The sequence below is a fragment of the Streptomyces sp. NPDC103540 genome (assembly GCF_055584445.1).
On the sequence record NZ_JBVJMA010000010.1, the window covers coordinates 197,026 to 215,429 of the forward strand.

16 protein-coding genes are annotated in these 18,404 nt (G+C 74.1%); 9 read left to right on the forward strand and 7 right to left on the reverse strand.

Annotated features, from left to right (window positions below; all coding sequences use genetic code 11):
* Positions 1-4: 4 nt before the first annotated feature.
* The gene (locus ACZ6ZI_RS24760; RefSeq protein WP_469524254.1) at positions 5-949 is read right to left on the reverse strand and encodes an NADP-dependent oxidoreductase; all 945 of its coding nucleotides are present in this window, start codon (positions 947-949) and stop codon (positions 5-7) included.
* Between the two features lie 125 nt (positions 950-1,074).
* Between ACZ6ZI_RS24760 and ACZ6ZI_RS24765 the strand changes: the two genes are divergently transcribed.
* A complete protein-coding gene (locus ACZ6ZI_RS24765) occupies positions 1,075-2,031 on the forward strand; it encodes a GlxA family transcriptional regulator (RefSeq protein WP_469524257.1) in 957 nt (318 codons plus the stop codon).
* A 9-nt stretch (positions 2,032-2,040) separates the two neighbouring features.
* Here ACZ6ZI_RS24765 and ACZ6ZI_RS24770 read toward each other — a convergent pair whose 3' ends face one another.
* Complete coding sequence (locus ACZ6ZI_RS24770) at positions 2,041-3,036, reverse strand: helix-turn-helix transcriptional regulator (protein WP_469524259.1); 996 nt, start codon at positions 3,034-3,036, stop codon at positions 2,041-2,043.
* A 151-nt stretch (positions 3,037-3,187) separates the two neighbouring features.
* On the opposite strand from ACZ6ZI_RS24770, the gene ACZ6ZI_RS24775 reads away from it, so the two are divergent.
* Both ACZ6ZI_RS24775 and ACZ6ZI_RS24780 read left to right on the forward strand, forming a co-directional pair.
* On the forward strand, positions 3,188-3,574 hold the full coding sequence (locus ACZ6ZI_RS24775; protein WP_469524261.1) for a hypothetical protein: 387 nt from the start codon (positions 3,188-3,190) through the stop codon (positions 3,572-3,574).
* 235 nt (positions 3,575-3,809) lie between these two features.
* Positions 3,810-5,441, forward strand: coding sequence for a CHAP domain-containing protein (locus ACZ6ZI_RS24780; protein ID WP_469524263.1), 1,632 nt, complete (start codon positions 3,810-3,812; stop codon positions 5,439-5,441).
* Between the two features lie 80 nt (positions 5,442-5,521).
* On the opposite strand, the gene ACZ6ZI_RS24785 is transcribed toward ACZ6ZI_RS24780, so the two are convergent.
* The 3 genes from ACZ6ZI_RS24785 to ACZ6ZI_RS24795 all read right to left on the reverse strand — a co-directional run bounded on the left by ACZ6ZI_RS24785 (position 5,522) and on the right by ACZ6ZI_RS24795 (position 8,896).
* Entirely contained in the window at positions 5,522-7,165 is a 1,644-nt protein-coding gene (locus tag ACZ6ZI_RS24785; protein ID WP_469524265.1) for a transporter, read from the reverse strand.
* Complete coding sequence (locus ACZ6ZI_RS24790; RefSeq protein WP_469524267.1) at positions 7,162-8,001, reverse strand: ABC transporter ATP-binding protein; 840 nt, start codon at positions 7,999-8,001, stop codon at positions 7,162-7,164. Before ACZ6ZI_RS24790 ends, ACZ6ZI_RS24785 begins: the two co-directional genes overlap by 4 nt.
* Before the next feature lie 214 nt (positions 8,002-8,215).
* Positions 8,216-8,896, reverse strand: coding sequence for a bifunctional DNA primase/polymerase (locus tag ACZ6ZI_RS24795; protein ID WP_469524270.1), 681 nt, complete (start codon positions 8,894-8,896; stop codon positions 8,216-8,218).
* Between the two features lie 221 nt (positions 8,897-9,117).
* Between ACZ6ZI_RS24795 and ACZ6ZI_RS24800 the strand changes: the two genes are divergently transcribed.
* Both ACZ6ZI_RS24800 and ACZ6ZI_RS24805 read left to right on the forward strand, forming a co-directional pair.
* Positions 9,118-10,500: a transcriptional regulator gene (locus ACZ6ZI_RS24800; RefSeq protein ID WP_363055433.1), complete on the forward strand. Its 1,383-nt coding sequence runs from the start codon at positions 9,118-9,120 to the stop codon at positions 10,498-10,500.
* A gap of 84 nt (positions 10,501-10,584) precedes the next feature.
* Positions 10,585-12,264, forward strand: a complete 1,680-nt coding sequence (locus tag ACZ6ZI_RS24805) for a hypothetical protein (RefSeq protein WP_469524273.1) — start codon at positions 10,585-10,587, stop codon at positions 12,262-12,264.
* 224 nt (positions 12,265-12,488) lie between these two features.
* Here the strand turns inward: ACZ6ZI_RS24805 and ACZ6ZI_RS24810 are convergent, their stop codons facing one another.
* A complete protein-coding gene (locus ACZ6ZI_RS24810) occupies positions 12,489-13,901 on the reverse strand; it encodes an ABC transporter substrate-binding protein (protein ID WP_469524274.1) in 1,413 nt (470 codons plus the stop codon).
* Positions 13,902-14,095: 194 nt separating this feature from the next.
* Here ACZ6ZI_RS24810 and ACZ6ZI_RS24815 point away from each other — a divergent pair, with 194 nt between their 5' ends.
* The gene (locus ACZ6ZI_RS24815; protein ID WP_469524463.1) at positions 14,096-14,542 is read left to right on the forward strand and encodes an SCO4402 family protein; all 447 of its coding nucleotides are present in this window, start codon (positions 14,096-14,098) and stop codon (positions 14,540-14,542) included.
* 28 nt (positions 14,543-14,570) lie between these two features.
* A complete protein-coding gene (gene purU / locus ACZ6ZI_RS24820) occupies positions 14,571-15,443 on the forward strand; it encodes a formyltetrahydrofolate deformylase (RefSeq protein ID WP_363055429.1) in 873 nt (290 codons plus the stop codon).
* 149 nt (positions 15,444-15,592) lie between these two features.
* Here the strand turns inward: purU and ACZ6ZI_RS24825 are convergent, their stop codons facing one another.
* On the reverse strand, positions 15,593-16,111 hold the full coding sequence (locus ACZ6ZI_RS24825; RefSeq protein ID WP_363055428.1) for an EF-hand domain-containing protein: 519 nt from the start codon (positions 16,109-16,111) through the stop codon (positions 15,593-15,595).
* Positions 16,112-16,490: 379 nt separating this feature from the next.
* On the opposite strand from ACZ6ZI_RS24825, the gene ACZ6ZI_RS24830 reads away from it, so the two are divergent.
* On the forward strand, positions 16,491-17,069 hold the full coding sequence (locus tag ACZ6ZI_RS24830; RefSeq protein WP_363055427.1) for a sigma-70 family RNA polymerase sigma factor: 579 nt from the start codon (positions 16,491-16,493) through the stop codon (positions 17,067-17,069).
* Positions 17,066-18,373: a maleylpyruvate isomerase N-terminal domain-containing protein gene (locus ACZ6ZI_RS24835; protein WP_469524278.1), complete on the forward strand. Its 1,308-nt coding sequence runs from the start codon at positions 17,066-17,068 to the stop codon at positions 18,371-18,373. Before ACZ6ZI_RS24830 ends, ACZ6ZI_RS24835 begins: the two co-directional genes overlap by 4 nt.
* Positions 18,374-18,404: the final 31 nt, after the last annotated feature.

Sequence of the window (18,404 nt, forward strand, 5' to 3'; positions counted from 1 at the left end):
CGGTTCAGTCGGTCAGCGACAGGACGATCTTGCCGGTGGTGCGGCGGGTGTCGGCGCGCTCGTGCGCCTCGGCCACCCGCTCCAGCGGCAGCACCGTGTCGATCGCGGGCCGCAGCCGGCCGGCCTCGACCAGCGCCGCGATCTCCCGCATCCCCGCCGGGTCGGCCTCCACGGCCATGAACGCGGCCCGCAGGCCGAGCGGGCGGGCCCGTTCGGCGAGGTGCGCCTCGGCGGGGGAGGCGAGGGAGACCAGGAACCCGCCGGGGCGCAGGGCCTTCAGGGAGCGGGGGCCGTACTCGCCGCCGACCGTGTCGAGGACGACGTCGACCGGCGCGGTCGCCGTTTCGAACTCCGTGCGCGTGTAGTCGACGACCTCGTCCGCGCCCCACGCGCGCAGCAGGTCGTGCTTGGCGGCGCGGGCGGTCCCGATGACGTGGGCCCCGCGCGCCTTGGCGATCTGCACGGCGAGGTGGCCGACGCCGCCGGCCGCCGCGTGGACGAGGACCCGCTGTCCGGGCCGCACGTCGGCGGTGTCCACCAGCGCCTGCCAGGCGGTGAGCGCGGCCAGCGGCAGGGCCGCCGCCTCCACGTGGCTCAGCGCGGCCGGCTTGCGCACCAGGTGCCGGGCGGGGGAGGTGACGTACTCGGCGTAGGTGCCCGCCGGGACGGGGTGGCGGGGCATGCCGAACACCTCGTCGCCGGGGGAGAGGGTGGTGACGCCGAGCCCGACCGCCTCGACCACCCCGGACAGGTCCCAGCCGAGCGGGACGATCTCGCCGGCCAACCCGCCGGTGGCCCGGTGCCAGGAGTCCGTCGGGTTCACCCCGGCCGCGTGGACCCGTACGAGGACCTCGGCGACGGCGGGCCCGGGCCGTTCGGTCTCGACGACCTTCAGGACCTCGGGCCCGCCGAAGGTGTCCTGGCCGATCGCGCGCATCGTCTTGCCCATGGTTCGTTTCCCCTGCTCAGCGGGCCCTCGCGGCCCGGACGAGGATCAGATTTCCGCATCGGGGCAGAGGGGACGAGCGGCAAGAACGCCGACAACGGAACAGATCTTGCCAGTAGGATCCTGCCGTGCACCGCGTCGTCGTACTGGCCCTCGAAGGCGTCTACCCCTTCGAGATGAGCATCCCCGCGAAGATCTTCGGCACGGCCGCCGGCCCGGCCGGGGAGCCGCTCTACGAGATCCTCACGTGCAGCCTCGACGGCGGCCCGGTGACCACGAGCGCCGACTTCACCGTCGGCGTCTCCCACGGCCGCGAGGCCCTGGCCACGGCGGACACGCTCGTCATCCCGCCGTTCACCTGTGCCACCGGCGAGGAGCGCGACTGGCTGCCCGCCGAACTGGCCCGGGCCCTGGAACTGCTGCCGCCGCACGCCCGCATCGTGTCGATCTGCACCGCCTCCTACGTCCTCGCCGCCGCCGGTCTCCTCGACGGCCGCCGCGCCACCACCCACTGGAACGCCGCCGCCGACTTCCAACGGGCCTTCCCGGGCGTGGAGGTCGACGCGAAGGTGTTGTTCGTCGACGACGGGCGGGTGCTGACGGCGGCCGGTGTCGCCGCCGGGGTCGACCTGTGCCTGCACCTGCTGCGCCGCGACCACGGCAGCGAGATCGCCAACCGGGTGGCGAAGCTGTGCGTGGTCCCGCCGTGGCGGGCCGGCGGGCAGGCCCAGTACATCGAGAGCCCGATGCCGGAGCCGGAGGCCGCCACGACGGCGGCGACCCGCGCCTGGGCCCTGGAGCGGCTCCACCGGCCGCTGTCCCTGACGGAGTTGGCGCGGCACGCCCGGATGAGCGTGCGGACCTTCTGCCGGCGGTTCGGGGAGGAGGTCGGCATGCCGCCGGGGCAGTGGCTGGCCCAGCGGCGCGTGGACCACGCCCGGCGGCTGCTGGAGACCACGGAACTGCCGGTCGACGAGGTCGCCGCCCACGCGGGCTTCGGTACGGCCGTCTCCCTGCGCCGGCACCTGTCGGACTCGATCGGCGTCTCCCCGACGGCCTACCGCCGCTCCTTCCGCGCGAGCTGACCGGACGACCTAGGGGTTGTTCGGCAGCCAGCCGTGCTGGACCGCGCGGACCCCGAACTCGAAGCGGCTCACGGCGCCCAGACGTTCCATCAGGCCGCCCGCCAGTCGGCGGGCCGTGCGCGGGGACACCGCCAGGCGCTTGGCGATGGCCTCGTCCGTCAGGCCCTGCGCCAACAGCCGGATCACGGTGGCCTCCTGCGCCGTGAGCGCTCCCTCGGCGCGGTCCTGCGCCACGCCCAGCGGGCGCGCGCCCGACCACACGTTCTCGAAGAGCGCGCACAGCGCGGTCAGCGTGCCGTTCCCCGTGAGGATCACCGCTCCGGCGGCGCTGTCGTCGGTGCTCACCGGGATCACCGCCGTGGAACGGTCGAAGATCATCATCCGGGTCGGCAGGTCCGGGGAGGTCCGCACCTCGCCGCCCAGCTCGGTCAGCCACGTCGCGTACGCCACGTTCGGCCGGCTGTTGCGCACGCTGTCCTGGAACAGCGAGCGCATCCGGATCCCCCGCCCCAGCAACGCCTCGTCGGTCGGCTTCGACGCCTCCAGGGTCTGCGGGTGCTGGCCACCGCCCGGCGCGAAGGTCATCAGCTCCGTCTGCGCGCCGCGCGCCAGGGCCGTGATCCGGTTGCGGATCTCGTCCAGGCCGACGAGCTGGTCGACCCCAGGGCTGGTGGTCGCCGGCGTGAGGTCGGCGAACTCGGCGATGAGCTGCGCCGCCGCCGCGCGCGAGGCCTCGATGCGCAGTTGCTGTGCCGCCAGTTCGGTCTGCTGGCGGGCCATCAGGATCTCCATGCCGACCTCGGGCGAGACGGCGCGCAGCTCCCCGGCCTGTTCGTAGGACGGCCGGATCAGGGACAGTTCGCTGAGGGTGTCGAGGGCGCGGCGGACGTCGTCCTCGGGCGTGTCGAGGTGTGCGGCGAGGGCTTTGACCCCCTCGCGCGGGTACGCGAGCATCGCTCGGTAGACGGCCTCGGTGGTCGCGTCGAGGCCAAGTGTGGCTAGCACAGCGGTTCCCCCCGTGTGACCTTTGATCAAGGTGAGCGCATCATCGCACGCGGTGATCGGGTGGACCAGCGGCCGGCCGCTTCCGGCCAGGGCCCCAACCGTCCACACCGGCGGCTTCGACCGGGGCGGTCAGACCCCCACAGTGGGGCGCATGTACCTCGTTCACGTGGGCGTCCGCGCCCCCTTCGGTGCTGCCCGACTCGCCCCGGACGTGGCGGGTTCGATCCGCGCCCTCGCCGAGGCGGACGAGGACGGACCGGTCGAGCACGTGTCGGCGCACCCGTACGCGCTGCCCGACCCCGTGGTGGGCGTGTACGTCCTCGCCGACACCCTGGACGAGGCGGAGCGGCGTACGGAGGCCCTCTGCCGGCGCGCCGTGCGGGACGTACGGGCCCTGCGCGGCTGGCACGTCACCGGCGTCGGGGTCCCCCTCCTCGCGCCGTACCTCGCGGAGCTCGCGCGGGCCGTCCCCGGAGCCGGCGGCCGGATCGGGCCAGGGCCGTTTCCGTCCACCCGAAAGCCCTTCCGACCCCTTTGAGCCACGGCGAGGCTGGGACCACCGGAAGGGCGGGGGCCCGACCGGAGCCACCGGACGAGGCGTCACCGCGGGACGCGGCGCCGGGGCGACCACCCGTCAGCGTTCCCCGGAGGGCACTTTCATGCTGCGCACCCGTTCCGCCCAGGCCGCCGCGGCCGGCTCGTTCACCACCGCCTGGGAGTAGCCCCCGGGGCCCCGCGTCCTTCCCTTCACACCTCACTCATGGAGCCCCGCCATGTCCCGCCTCAAGACGATCGCCATCCGCCTCGCCTCGACCTCGGCCGTGGCCGCGACCGCCCTCACGATGGTCACCGCCGCTCCCGCCGCCGCGGACTCCCTCGGCGGAGCCATAGCCGCCACCGCGCGCGGCGAGGAGGGCAACGGCGCCTGCGCCCACGGCGGTTACGTGGGCGGCCCCAACCAGAACAGCAGCTGCGTGAACGGCCGCACCGCCCACGCCTGGTGCGCCGACTTCGCCGGCTGGGTCTGGGCCCGCAACGGCGTCAGGAACCTGGGCACCCTCAGCGACCTGGCCCTGTCCTTCTACACGTACGGGGAGAGGAACGGCACGCTCTCCTCCACCCCGCACGTCGGCGACGCCGTCGTCTTCAACTACGGCGGCGGCTACTCCGACGACCACGTGGCCCTCGTGACCGGCTTCGACGGCACCACCGTCACCTTCACCGGCGGCAACCAGGGCGGCGGTCAGGGCCGGGTCACCACCAACCGCACGTCCAGTTGGCGCGTGGGCCAGGTCCCGTGGGGCAGTCAGCGGATCAGCGGCTACATCTCGCCCGCCGGCAGCAACGCCCCCTCCTACCCGAACCCGGCCTCGCTGGCCGCCGGCACCCTCGTGAAGTCGCCCGCCGGCCCCGCCGTCAAGGTGATGATCGAGGGCGCGGGCGTCCCGGTGGCCGCCTCCGACGTCACGCCCGGCAAGTACGACCTGAGCCGGATCGTGACGATCGACGACGCGGCCTTCCGCTCCCTGGCCAGTGCCCCGCCGGCGGGCACCGTCGTCCACGACCAGGCCGGCGGCGCCGACCGCTACGTGGTGATCGACGGCGCGGCCCTGCGGATCGGCGCCGAGGACTGGACCGCCGCGGGGTACGACCAGCGCCGCGACATGGGCGTCCCGTCCGCCTGGCTGAACGAGGCCCGGCAGCGCGACATGGCCTCCGGCCTCGTGGTGATGGACCAGACGGGCAAGGACCCCGCCCGCTACGTGATGGTCGACGGCGCCGCGCTGCACATCTCCGCCGAGGAGTGGACGGCCGACCGGTACAACGAGCGCATGCTCATGGGCGTGCCCGGCGCATGGCTCCGGGCGGCCGTCGCCAAGGCCCCCGGCAACGGCACCGTCGTCATGAACCAGAACGACCGGGACCCGGCCCGGTACGTGATGGTGGGCGGCTCCGCCCTGCACATCTCCGCCGAGGAGTGGACGGCCCACGGCTACGACCGGCGCCCGCTCATGGGCGTCCCCGGCTCCTGGCTCGGCGCCTCCGTCGCCAAGCGGATCCCCGACGGCACCATCGTCAAGGACGTCTCGGGCGCCGACGCGACCGTCTTCGTCACCGCCGGGGGCAAGGCCGTCCCGCTGACCCACGCGGACTTCACCGGCCTCGGCTACGACAAGCGGCCGCTGGAGGCCGTCCCTGGCGCCTGGCTGACCACCGCGCGGGACAAGGCGGCCCCGGCCGACGGCACGATGCTCCTCTCCCCGGGCGACAACACCGTCTGGGAGGTCGTCGCCGGCCGCAAGCGGGCCATGAGCGCCGACGAGTTCGGACCCGGCAAGCGCGCCTGGACCGACATCGTCTCCGTCCCGGCCGCCTTCACCGCCTCCGTGCCGACCGCCTCCTGACCCCGGGAACGCGAAGAGGGCCGGTCGCCGCTCCCCGAGGGGAGCGGCGACCGGCCCCGTGGCCGTCCGGGCGCGTGGCCTCAGCCCTTGCTGACCGCGTACAGGATCTCCGGGAGCTTGCGGGCCACCGTCGGCGCCGCCAGCCGCAGTCCCGCCCAGGGGGCCAGGGTTCCCCAGGCGATGCCCACCGGCAGCACGATCCAGCGCAGCCCGTCGAGGCCGTCCGCCAGGCTCAGCCAGACCGTCAGCGCGATCACCGGCGCGCTGATCAGCGTCGAGAACAGCATGCCGAGGCCGATGCCCGCCCACGCCAGACCACCCTGCCCGGGGGCGACGTTCTTGAAGGCGCCGTCCGTCGGGATCGAGTACGCGAAGCGCGCCGAGGCCAAAGCGCCCGTGCACAGCATCGAGCCGAGCAGCGCCAGCGCCAGCCCGAGCGCGGACGGGAAGCTGCCCCACCGGCCCACCAGGGCGGCCGTCACCACCGTGACCAGCACCGTGTACGGGACGGTGACCAGGGCCAGCGCGAGCGCGCGGGCCCGCAGTTCCTCGTAGGCGTCGCGCGGGGTCGAGATGGTCTGCGCGACCATCCAGAACGCCGAGGTGTCCTGACCGAACTGGTTGTACATCTGCATGCCGAGCATGCCCGCCCCGAAGCACGCCAGGTACACCGAACCGGTGCCCTGGAGGGCGTTGAAGACGGGGATGATCAGGCCGATCGCCAGCGCCGTCACCGTGGCCGACTTCGTCTTCGGGTCACGCACCAGGTACCGCAGCGTCCGCTGCATCACCGCGCCCGTGCGACCGGCGGGCAGCCAGCCCCACGAACCGCCCGCGCCCCGCTGCTCGCGCGGCGCGGCCGAGGCGATCGTCGAACCGTCCGGGTTGACCATCAGGCTCGTCAGGCTCCGCTCCCAGAACCACAGCAGCCCGGCCAGGCCCGCCAGCGTCAGCGCCAGCTGGGCCAGTGCCACCCCGTACGCGCCCTCGCTCGCCGAGTCGACCATCCCGACGGCCGTCGCCGGCGGCACCCACCGCAGCACCGCCTCGGCCGGCTCCAGCTGCGCGAGGCCGCCCGTCTCGAACAGGCGCTGGCTCGCGAAGTTGGCCAGCTGTGCGCCGACCGCGATCACCAGGCCGCTGAGCAGGGCGAGGTCGCGCCCCTTGCGGCTGGACAGCAGCCGTACGTTCGCCGTCGCCGTGGCCCGGGCCAGGGCCACGCAGCCCAGCAGCAGCAGCGGGGCGCCCACCAGGGCCGCCACCACGCCCGCCGCGCCCCGCGCGACGGCCGCGACCGAGCCGATGGCCAGGCACAGCGTGAACACCGGGCCGATGCCGACCAGCGAGGAGGCCAGCAGGGCCCGTACGAGCGGACGCGGACGCAGCGGGAGCATCACGAGCCGGCTCGGGTCGAGCGTCTCGTCCCCGGAGGGGAAGAACAGCGGCATCACGGCCCAGCCGAGCGCCAGGATCGCGGCGAGGAGCACGACGACGGTGCCCGCCCGGTCGTGCCCGTGCAGCAGCGCCAGGCCCAGGGTGGCGAAGGCGCTGATGACGAGCGAGAAGACCAGGCTGGTGATCCAGACGGCCTTGCGCTTCGAGGAGCCCTTCAGCCCGTTGCGCATCAGGGACAGCTTCAGCCGGACGAACAGCGGCGTGAGCGCCACCTGCGGCGCGGCGGCGGTCGTGGCGGCGGGGGCGGTGGCGGTGGCGTCGGCACTCATCGGGCGCCGCCCAGCCAGTCGAGGGAGTCGCCGTCGGCCCGGTCGCGGGCGCCGACGAGTTCCAGGAACGCGGCCTGGAGGGAGGGCGCGGAGCCGCGTACGTCGGCCAGCGGGCCCGCGGCGCGGATCTGCCCGGCGGCCATGACGGCGACCCAGTCGCACAGCGACTCGACGAGCTCCATGACGTGGGAGGAGAACACGACGGTCGCACCGGAGGCGGTGTAACGTTCCAGCACTCCGCGGATGGTCTGCGCCGACACCGGGTCGACGCCCTCGAACGGCTCGTCGAGGAAGAGGACTTCGGGGTTGTGCAGCAGCGCGGCCGCCAAGCCGATCTTCTTGCGCATGCCCGTGGAGTAGTCGACGACCAGCTTGTGCTGGGAGCCCGCGAGGTCCAGCACGTCCAGGAGCTGCGTGGCGCGCTTGTCGGTCTCCTCGCCCGGCAGCCCCCGCAAGCGGCCCATGTAGCCGAGGAGTTCACGTCCGGAGAGCCGCTCGAACATGCGCAGCCCCTCGGGCAGGACGCCGATGCGCCGCTTCACCTCGACCGGATCGGCCCACACGTCGTGCCCGGCGACGAGCACCCGGCCCATGTCCGGACGCAGCAGACCGGTCACCATCGACAGGGTCGTCGTCTTGCCGGCGCCGTTCGGCCCCACCAGTCCGATGAACCTGCCCGCGGGCAGCTCCAGGTCGATCCCCCCGACGGCGATCTGCTCGCCGAACCGCTTCCAGAGGCCTTCCACCCGTACGGCGGCGGCCGGCGCGGATCGCGCGCCACCCGCCGCGTCCGTACCGTTCGTCGCCCCGCCCGTCGCATCACCCTGGTTCGGCATGCGCCTGCCTTTCGTCCTGTTCCCCGTGGTCCTGCTCTGCTCACCATAGGAGTCGGGGCGCGGGGGCAGTAGTTACGAATGTCATGAAGGCGCAGGTGGGCGGCGGGGAAGGGGAGTCGGGAAGAGCCGGCAGGGGCGTCGCGGTCCGCGCGGGAGGGGCCGTCGGGGGAAGGACCCCGCGGGGGAAGGGGCCGTCAGGGGGTCGCGGGCGAGGTCAGGGCTTGCGGCGGCCCCGGGCCGCGGCCGCCTCGCTGCCGCACGCGTACGCGAGGGCGTCGATCAGCTCCTCCGTGTCCGGCAGCCAACGGTTCGCGGGCGTGGGCTTGCGCGCCCACTGCACCGGGCCCCGGCCGCCGAACCGGGTCGGAGGGGCCGCCACGTACTCGCCCTCACCGCGCGCCGCCAGATCGATCTGCGACGGCGACCACCCCGACCTGCGCACCAGGTCGGCCATCTTCACCCCGGCGCCCGGCAGGACGAAGAAGAGCATCCGGTGGTCGGGGGTCAGCATGACCGGGCCCAGGGTGCGCTGCATCCGCTCCAGCCGCGCCAGCGCCAGGAACCCGGCCGAGTCCGGGACGTCCAGCGCGTCGAAGGTCCGCCCCGTCGGCAACAGGATCGAGGCCTGCGGGTGCTTGCCCCAGATCCGGCGCACCCCCACGGCACTGCCCGACGCCAGCGAAGCCCAGTCCTTCACCGCCGGGTGCGCGCCCGGGGCGGGGCAGTCCACCGCCCCGCACGAGCACAACTCCCGGCCGTCGCCGGGCTCCAGCCACGTACCGGCGAAGACGTCCCAGTGCCGTTCTTCCACGTACCGCACGGCATGGTCCAGCAGCTGCTCGCCGCGCTGCTGGGGGATGGGCGCGGTCTCCGTGACTCCGATGGTCTCTTCCACGCCCTTCACAACTCCACCGTGCACCGTCGGTTACGGGCGTAAACCAGCCGGTGGGCGCTGCATCGATCCTGCATACGGGGCGCACCGGTGCACGCGTGGGGGCGCGTAGGAGGCCGGGGCGCGGTCGTTGGGTAACGACACGTCGCAGAGAGGAAGATTCTCCGCACTTCAGGCGGGAAGTGATCATTCCATCGCTCTCCCGTGGCTTCAGGGGGTTTTCAATGGCAGCCAGGCCTCTCGTCGCCCGTCAGCCGAACGAACGGCTGCAGGCGCTCATCCAGGAAGCCGGGTGCTCCAACGCCGGGCTCGCCCGGCGCGTCAACATGTGCGGGGCCGAGCACGGCCTCGATCTCCGCTACGACAAGACCTCCGTGGCCCGTTGGCTGCGCGGGCAACAGCCGCGCGGCCGGGCGCCCGGGATCATCGCCGAGGCCCTCGGCCGCAAACTGGGCCGCACCGTCACCATCGACGAGATCGGCATGGCCAACGGCAAGAACCTGGCCTCGGGCGTCGGCCTCCAGTTCTCCCCGACCGTCCTCGGCGCCATCGAGCAGGTCTGCGAGCTGTGGCGCAGCGACGTCGGACGCCGCGACTTCCTGTCCGGGTCGAGCGTGGCCGCCTCCGCGCTCGTCGAGCCCAGCCGGGACTGGCTGATCACCGGGGCCGACCCGCAGGTGGCCCGCAGCGGCGGGGCGCGCGTGGGGATGTCCGACGTGGAGGCCGTACGGGCCACCACGCAGGCCCTGACCGAGCTCGACCACCGCTTCGGCAGCGGGCACGTACGGCCCGTGGTGGTGCACTACCTCAACTCGGTCGTCTCCGGCCTGATCGGCGGCTCCTACCGGGAGCCGGTCGGGCGCGCGCTGTTCGCGGCCGTCGCCCGGCTGACGGAACTGGCCGGGTACATGGCGGTCGACACCGGGCAGCCGGGGCTCGCCCAGCGCTACTACATCCAGGCCCTGCGCTTGGCCCAGGCCGCCGGGGACCGGGCGTACGGGGGCTACGTCCTCGCCGCGTCCATGAGCCACCTCGCCGCCGAGCTGGGCAACCCGCGCGAGATCGCGCAGCTGGCGCGGGCCGCCCAGGAGGGCACGCGCGGACAGGTCACCCCCCGGGTCGAGGCGATGTTCTACGCCGCCGAGGCGCGCGGGCACGCGCTGCTGGGCGACGGCCGGGCCACGGCGGTGCTGTCCGGGCGGGCGGTGACGGCGCTGGAGCGGGCGGAGCCGGAGTCCGGCGACGACCCGGTGTGGATCCGGCACTTCGACCAGGCCTACCTGGCGGACGAGCTGGCGCACTGCCACCGGGACCTCGGCCAGGCCGAGGCGGCGGGCCGGCGCGCCGAGGAGGCGTTGCGCGGCCTGCCCGAGACGAAGGCGCGCCGGCGCGCGATCGGGCTGCTGTTGCTGGCCTCGTCGCAGGTGCAGCGGCGGGAGGTCGAGCAGGCCTGCCACACGGCGACGAAGGCCGCCGAACTGCTGGGCACGCTGCGCTCGCGCCGGGGCGCGGAGTACCTGGACGACTTCCGGACGCGCCTGGAGCCGTACCGGGAGGAGGCGTCGGTGCGCGAGTTCGGGGCGCGGCTGGAGGTTCAGCCGGTCTGACGTGTCCACGGGGCGACCGGGTAGCGTGACCCGTCGGCCGCGCGGGTTCGCGGCGGCCGTCGGAGAAGGCGAGAGGGAGTCTCGGTGACCGAGTACGGACAAGGGGGCGTCCATCGGCCCGGCGTCGGGGAACCCGGCGCCGAGCAGAACGGGCCGCCGCCCCCCGGGTACGCGTACCCACCGCCCCAGTACGACCCGCAGTACGACCAGCAGGACCCGAACGGGCCCGCGTACGGCTACCCGCCGGCGGGCCACGAGGGCCCCGGCGCCCCGCACGGCTACGGCTACCCGCCGCTGCCGGACGGGGCGGCGCCGTACGTCCCGCCGGTCCCCGCCGACCCGAACGCCGCGCCGCCCCAGCCGTCCGTCCACGACGCGGCGACGCAGTACATGTCCCCGGTCCCGGTCGGTGGCCCGCCGTCGTACGAGGCCCCCGCGCACGCGGCGACGCAGTACATCCCGCCGGTTTCGGCCGCCGGCCCGCACGACGCGGCGACGCAGTACATCCCGCCGGTCCCGGGGGCGGGTCCGCATGACGCGGCGACGCAGCTCATACCCCCGGTCCCGGGCGGTGGTCCGGTCGGTGGCCCGCCGTCGTACGAGGCCCCCGCGCACGCGGCGACGCAGTACATTCCGCCGGTCCCGGCCGCCGGTCCGCACGACGCGGCGACGCAGTACATCCCGCCGGTTCCGGCCGCCGGTCCGCACGACGCGGCGACGCAGTACATCCCGCCGGTCCCGGCAGGCGCGGGGGAGGCGGCGACGCAGCTCATCCCCCCGATCCCGGCCGGGCCGGTCGGCCCCGCGCAGCCGTTCGCGGCCCCGGGGCAGGCCGCCCCGCACGAGGCGGCCACGCAGTACGTCCCGCCCGTTCCGCCCGCGTCCGGCGGTCCCGCGGTCGGGGACGGGTTCGACGCGCTGTTCCGGGACTCCGCCGGCGACACCGGCGCCGGGCACACCCCGCACCCCACGCCCGTCCACGAGGCGGCCCCGCCGCGCCGGACGCCGCCCCCGGCGCCCCCGCAGCGCCGCGCGCAGCCGAACCGCCGGTCCCAGCCCCCGCAGCAGCCGCCGCACCCGCAGCGGTACGCGCCCGCCGAGCCCCCGCCGGGCCCCGCGCCCGCGCGCCGGATCCCGCCCGCCGTCATCGCGGCCGGGGTGTTCGGGCTGGCCGTGGCCGGGCTCGGGGTGGGCGCCCTGCTCAGCGACGGCAAGGCGCAGAACACCGACCCGGGGGCGGTGGCGCCGGTCGCCTCGACCTCGTCCGGTTCGGCGGCCGGCGCGGCCGACGCCCCGGCGGCGTCGGATCCGGCCCGTCCGCAGGCCGTCCAGCTCGACAAGCTGCTCGCGGACAGCAACGACAGCCGGGCGTCGGTGATCAAGGCCGTGGACGACATCAAGGGGTGCGACAACCTCGACCAGGCGGCGCAGGACCTGCGCGACGCCGCCCGACAGCGCCAGGAGCTGGTGACCCGGCTCCAGGAGCTCAAGGTCGACAAGCTCCCGGACCACGTGAAGCTGTCGGCGGCGCTGACGAAGGCCTGGCGGTCCTCGGCCGCCGCCGACAACAGCTACGCGGCCTGGGCGGAGGACGTGGACGACAAGGGCGGCTGCAAGGACGGCAAGGCCAAGCCGACCGACAACGCGGCGGACGGCAACCGGTCGAGCGGCGAGGCGACCAAGGCGAAGGAGCAGGCGGCGAAGATGTGGAACACGATCGCGGCCAAGTACGGCCTGACCAGACGGGACACCTCGCAGCTGTGAGCATGCGCTCCGCGTTCGGGCGGATCTTCGGCTTCGAGCAGGGCCCCGGGGGCCACCAGCGGCCCCGCGAGGACTGCTACGAGGCCTGACGGGCGGCCCGGCCTCCCGTCGGCCCGGCCTCCCGTCGGCCCGGCCTCCCGTCGGCCCGGCCTCCCGTCGGCCCGGCCTCCCGGCGGCCCGGCCTCCCGGCGGCCCGGCCTCCCGTCGGCCCGGCCTCCCGTCGGTCACGTCGAGCGGGGGGCCTGCTCCAGGGTCGAGATCATGTCCTGGGGCTGCTCGCCGGGCTGGGCCACGAGCCGGCCGGCCTGGACGACCTGGAAGGTGACCCGGCCGTTGACCAGGCGCGGGAAGCCGGCCACGGCCCGCATGTCCTGGTAGCGCCAGCTCAGGTCGGGGGTGAGGCCGCCGGTCTTGACGCCCTCGGACCGGTTCAGTTCCCGCGCGAGCTTGCGGGCGGTGACGTCCTCGTCCTTCCCGAAGTGCCGCACGACCTCGTTCAGCACGCTGTACGCGATCCAGGTGGTCTGCGCGCCGCTGTCGTCGGCGTCGACGGTGTCGTCGCCGAAGGCCTGCTCGGAGATGACCTTGCGCATCGGCTCCCACAGCGGGTCGCCGGCCACCGGGTACCAGCTGGTGACGTAGGCGCCCTCGAAGGGGCTCTCCTTGCCGCCGGTGCGGTCGACCAGGGACTGGCTGACGCTGCCCAGGACGGAGGAGATCTGCGGGTTGCGGCGCATGCTCTCGCTCGTGCGGCGGAACGCGTCGAAGAAGGTCTCGGTGCGCGAGCCGAGCACGGCCGTCACGCAGCTCCTGCCGTCCTTCGGCGCGTCCTTGGCGGTGTCCTTCGCCGCGTCCTTGGGCGCCGTCGTGTCCTTGGCCGCCGGGGACGGGTCCTTCGCGGCGGGATCCTTGGCGGGGTCCTTCGGGGTTTCCTTCGGGGCGGCGGCGGCGACGGGCGCGGCCGGGCCGGCGAGGGCCTCGCGGGCCTGGGGCATGAGGTCGGCGGCGTCCTCGGCGGCCCGTACGTCGTTGGCCTCCGGGATCCTGTTGGCCTTCAGGCCGGCGTTCAGCAGCACCGGCATGGAGTCCCCGGCGAGGGTGTCGGGGCGGACCAGGGTGACCTGGCCGCAGACCCGGCCCAGCTGGTGGCCGGAGCCCGCGAGGAGGGCGGGCTGGCCGCCGTTGACGGGGTAGGACAGCGTGCTCTGGAACTCCTCCGCGGAGACCCCGTAGCCGCCGATGAAGGGGATGCCCTCGGCCTCCAGCGGGGCCATGAAGGCACGTCCGTGCTGGCTGTAGGAGCCGACGACGGCGACGGCCTTCTCGGCGATCGCCTTGCGCGCGCAGTCCGCGGCGCCCGTCGGGGTGTTCTTCTCGTTGCAGGTCAGGACGCGGAGCTTGCGGCCGCCGACGCCGCCGTTGGCGTTCACCCAGCGCTCGTAGGCCTTGGCCATGCCGGGCATTCCGGGCATGTTGGTGGCCTTCGTGTCGATGGGGGCGAAGGTCATGACCGTGAGGGTGTCGCCGGAGGCCCCCGGGCCGCCGGTGAACACCCCACACCCGGCGGTGAGGCAGACGCCCAGTGCCGTGGCAAGGAGGGTGCGGGAGAAGGCAGTTGTGCGTCGCCGATGGGTCATGTCCACCGACCCTTCCGCCCGCCGGGGAACTGAAGAGTGAGGTGTACACAACATTCGGTGACGTGCAGGTGAATTGCGGGGGCCCCGGCGCGCGGGTGCCTGAAGATCGTTCCCATCGGGAACGTACGATCGAAAGCGTGACATTCGCCCAAGGTTCGAAGAACTCTTCCCGCCGCGGCGGCCGCTCCACCACCATGGGCGGCATGCCCCTGAACGACATGCCGTGGTGGCGCTGGCGCGCGAACGTGCGCTCGGCGCTGCACATGCTCTCCGACCCGGTGTTCCAGGAAGAGGTCTGGCTGACCGGCGCGGAGGGCTACGGCGACGTCACCGACGCCGTGTACCGCCTCGTCGAGGACACCTGGCTCGACAGCTGGTCCGCCGAGAAGTACGTCGGCACGATCTTCCGCGACTCGCAGGAGGCCGCCACCGTCGACGTCGCCGTGCTGCGGGTGCTGCGCATCCTGCACCAGGTCGGACCCGACGCCCCCGTCTCCGCGTACCTGGAACACCACGCCTGGCCCGAGGCGGTCCGCGCGGCCCGCGAGGCGCACGTACGGATGGCGACGGCGGACGGCGACGACCCGGACGAGGCCCCCCGCTCCGTGGACGTCCTGCGGATCCTCACCGGCGCGGTGTGACCCGCGCGGTGTGAAAGGCTGTGCGGTCATGAGCGACCACCCGCGGCCCCAGCCGCAGCAGTACGTCCTGACCCTCTCTTGCCCGGACAAGCAGGGCATCGTGCACGCGGTGTCCAGCTACCTGTTCATGACCGGATGCAACATCGAGGACAGCAGGCAGTTCGGTGACCACGACACCGGGCTCTTCTTCATGCGCGTCCACTTCTCGGCGGACGACCCGGTGACCGTGGACAAGCTGCGCGCCAGCTTCGCCGCCATCGGCGACTCCTTCAGGATGGACTGGCAGATCCACCGCTCCGACGAGCGCATGCGGATCGTGCTGATGGTCTCGAAGTTCGGACACTGCCTCAACGACCTGCTGTTCCGCTCGCGGATCGGCGCGCTGCCCGTGGAGATCGCGGCGGTCGTCTCGAACCACACCGACTTCTCCGAGCTGGTCGGCTCGTACGACATCCCCTTCGTGCACATTCCGGTCACCAAGGACACGAAGGCGGCGGCCGAGCGGCAGCTGCTGGAGCTGGTGCGCGAGCGGGACGTCGAGCTCGTCGTCCTCGCCCGCTACATGCAGGTGCTCTCGGACACCCTGTGCAAGGAACTGAGCGGCCGGATCATCAACATCCACCACTCCTTCCTCCCGAGCTTCAAGGGTGCCAAGCCGTACCACCAGGCCCACGCGCGCGGTGTGAAGCTGATCGGCGCCACGGCGCACTACGTGACGGCCGACCTCGACGAGGGCCCGATCATCGAGCAGGAGGTCGAGCGCGTCGGCCACGAGGTCACGCCCGACCAGCTGGTCGCCATCGGCCGTGACGTGGAGTGCCAGGCGCTGGCCCGCGCGGTGAAGTGGCACAGCGAGCACCGCGTCCTGCTCAACGGCACGCGCACGGTCGTCTTCGCCTGACGCCCGCCCCGCCGTGCGGCCCGCCCGGACACCGGGCGGGCCCGGACCGGCGGGCGCGGGGCCGGCGACCGGCGGGCCGTCGGGCGTGGGGATCGCCGGCACGCCCGGGTACGCGCCCGGGTACGCGCCCGGGACCGTGCGCGGACCGGTTACGCGTCCGGGGCCTCGACCCCGCAGTACGCCGCGAAGGCGGTGAGGATCTCGTCCTCGCTGATGCGCCCGTCGCCGTCGGTGTCCAGCGCCGCCGCGACCGGGCCGGCCACCTCGGCCGGGGTGCCCAGGACGCGCAGGACGCGGGCCGCGCCCGCCGGGGTGGTGCCGCGGCCGTCCTCGTCCGCCACCGCGATCACGGCCGCCAGGAACGGCCGGGCGATCTCGGCGAACCGCCGCGGGTTGTCCCGCAGCCGCTTCGCCGCGCCGGTGACGAACTCCTCGCGGGACACCCGCTGGTCCCCGTCCACGTCGGCGATGCCGGCCATGCCCTGCCAGAACGCCTCGGCGCCGTTGAAGACGGCCTGACCCTTGTCCGACCGGGCGGCGGTGGCGAATTCGCTCAGCACGGCCCTCGCGGCGGTACTGAAGTCCTCCCGGTCGATATAGCCGGACCCGTCCTGGTCGAAGGTGGCGAATCGGGCGGCGATCTTGCGCTCGTATTCTGCGCTGTCCATGTTCGGCGTTCCGCCTTCACGTGTGCGATGGGCTGCGGTGGGGGTGCAGTTCAAGACAGGCAGGAGCGTAAGCCCTTCGTGGCCTGCGCGTTAAGCGAAGTGGTCGGAGAGGTGGCCGCATCGAACCCGCGCACGGGGAGCGCGGTGGGGCGCGTACGCGTGTTCCCCCGGGCGGACGCGCGCCCGCCCGTGCGTGCGCCGGCGCCCGAAGTGCCCTGTCGGGCGCGGAGGGTCGGGCAGGATCCGGAAGGGGCGGGCGGGATTTCGACGACAGGCACTAGCACGCCGGCCACTCCTCAAGGGTGAGGTTCGGCCAAAACAGGCGCGTCAGGGTGGGTGCGGACTACATTCGACGGGTCGACACATGGCTGGGGGCACGATGGCGAAGGATGTTCCACCGCGCTGGGACCGTCGTATGCAGCAGCGCCTCGCCCGCGGGGAGGCCGCCGCGCTCGGCGAGCTCTACGACCGGTTCGCGTCGCTCGTCCACAGCCTGGCGCACCGCGTGTTGGGCGACGAGAAGGCCGCCGACCGGATCACCCGCGAGGTCTTCGGCTACATCTGGGAGAACCCGGACGCCTACGACCCCAAGCAGGGCTCCATGCGCTCCTGGGTCGCCCGCATCACCCAGGGCCAGGCCGTCGCCCGGCTGCGCCAGGCCGAACTGGGCCGGGGCTCGCGCGAGGAGCTCGAGCAGAAGGTGCGCAGCGCCAACGCGGCGGCCCGCGCCGACTACATCGTCACCTCGATGCCCGCGCCCCTGCGCGCCGCCCTGGAACTGGCCTATTTCAAACGCCGTGACTACCGGCAGGCCGCCGCCGACCTCAAGATCAGCGAGGACGAGGCGCGGCGCAGGCTGCGGCTCGGCCTCCAGCTGTTGTCGACCGCCAACCTCCTTCCCCGGGAGGACGACGCGCCGCCCGGGTACGGCCCCAGCGGATATGGAACGCCCCGATGACCGGCCCTTCCGAAGACACCCCCGACGACGCGTACGAGCGGCCCCCGGTCGGTCCCGCGCGGATACCGGGCCCCCGGGCGGCCGGCGACGACCTGGCGCCGCCGCCGACCACCCCGATGCCGCCGACCCCGACGACCCCGCCCGCGCCGACCCCGCCCGCGCCGGACTCGACGCCCGCGACCCCTCCGACGCCCGTGTCGGAGCCGCCCTCGCACGCCGTGCTGAAGTCCCTGCTCGGCGCGTGGGCGCTGGCCGCCTGCTCCGCCGAGGAGACCCGGGCGGTCGAGGACCACCTCACCGAATGCGCGCCCTGCGCCGAGGAGGCCCTGCGGCTGCGGGACGCGGTGGGGCTGCTGCACCCCGAGGAGAGCCTCGACCTGAAGCCGCTGCTGCGCTCGCGGGTGCTGGAGGACTGCCTGGGCAAGCGTCCGGCGCGGATCCCGGTACCGGTGTGGGCGAGCCCGTACGACACGGAGACGGCGCGGCTCGACGCGCTGCTGCGGGACTTCGGGGACTCCGAGTGGCACACGCCGGTCCGGCTGAAGTGGTTCGAGGAGGAGGAGCGGCGTACGCACCGGACCACGGTGGCGGGCGTGATCGGTCACCTGATGACGGTGGACGGGCTGGTGGCGACGGCGCTGGGCCTGGACGATCCGTTGGGTCCGCAGGCGCCGCCGGGCGGGCCCACGGACCGTACGGAGCACTTCTGGAGCTCGTTGCCGCACCCGCCGACCCGACGGGTGCGCACGCCGTGGCGGGAGCAGGGGCACACCCTGGTCCGTACGGTCTCCTTCGCGGGCCGGGGCGTGGCGGAACTGGCCGTGGACTACGGTGCGTTCGCGCTGCCGCTCGGGGACGCCTTCCTGGAGCGGGCCTTCGAGTGCTGGGTGCACGCCTGGGACATCGCGGACGCGGTGGACTACCCGTACGAGCCGCCGTCGGGTCCGCACCTGAACCGGATGATCGACCTCGCGGCGCGGTTGCTGCCGGGCGCGCTCGCGCAGCGGCGACGGGCCGGGCTGGCGGCGCCGGCGCGCGGGCTGGTCGCGGCGGGGGCTCCGGGGCGGACCCTGCACCTGGAGATCGAGGGCGCGGGCGGCGGTGGTTGGGACATCGCCCTGGACTCGCCGGCGGCGCGGCCCTCGCGGGAGCACACGGTGGCGGAGGTGGCCCTGGACGGGCTGGAGTTCTGCCAGTTGGCGGCCGGGCACATCTCCCCGGAGGAGGCCGCGGCGGGTCAGATCGGCGACCGGGAGGCGATCCGTGACGTGCTGTTCGCGGCGGCCTCGCTGAGCCGGCTGTAGCCCGCCGGTACGGGTCCGCCCCGCGCGGGAG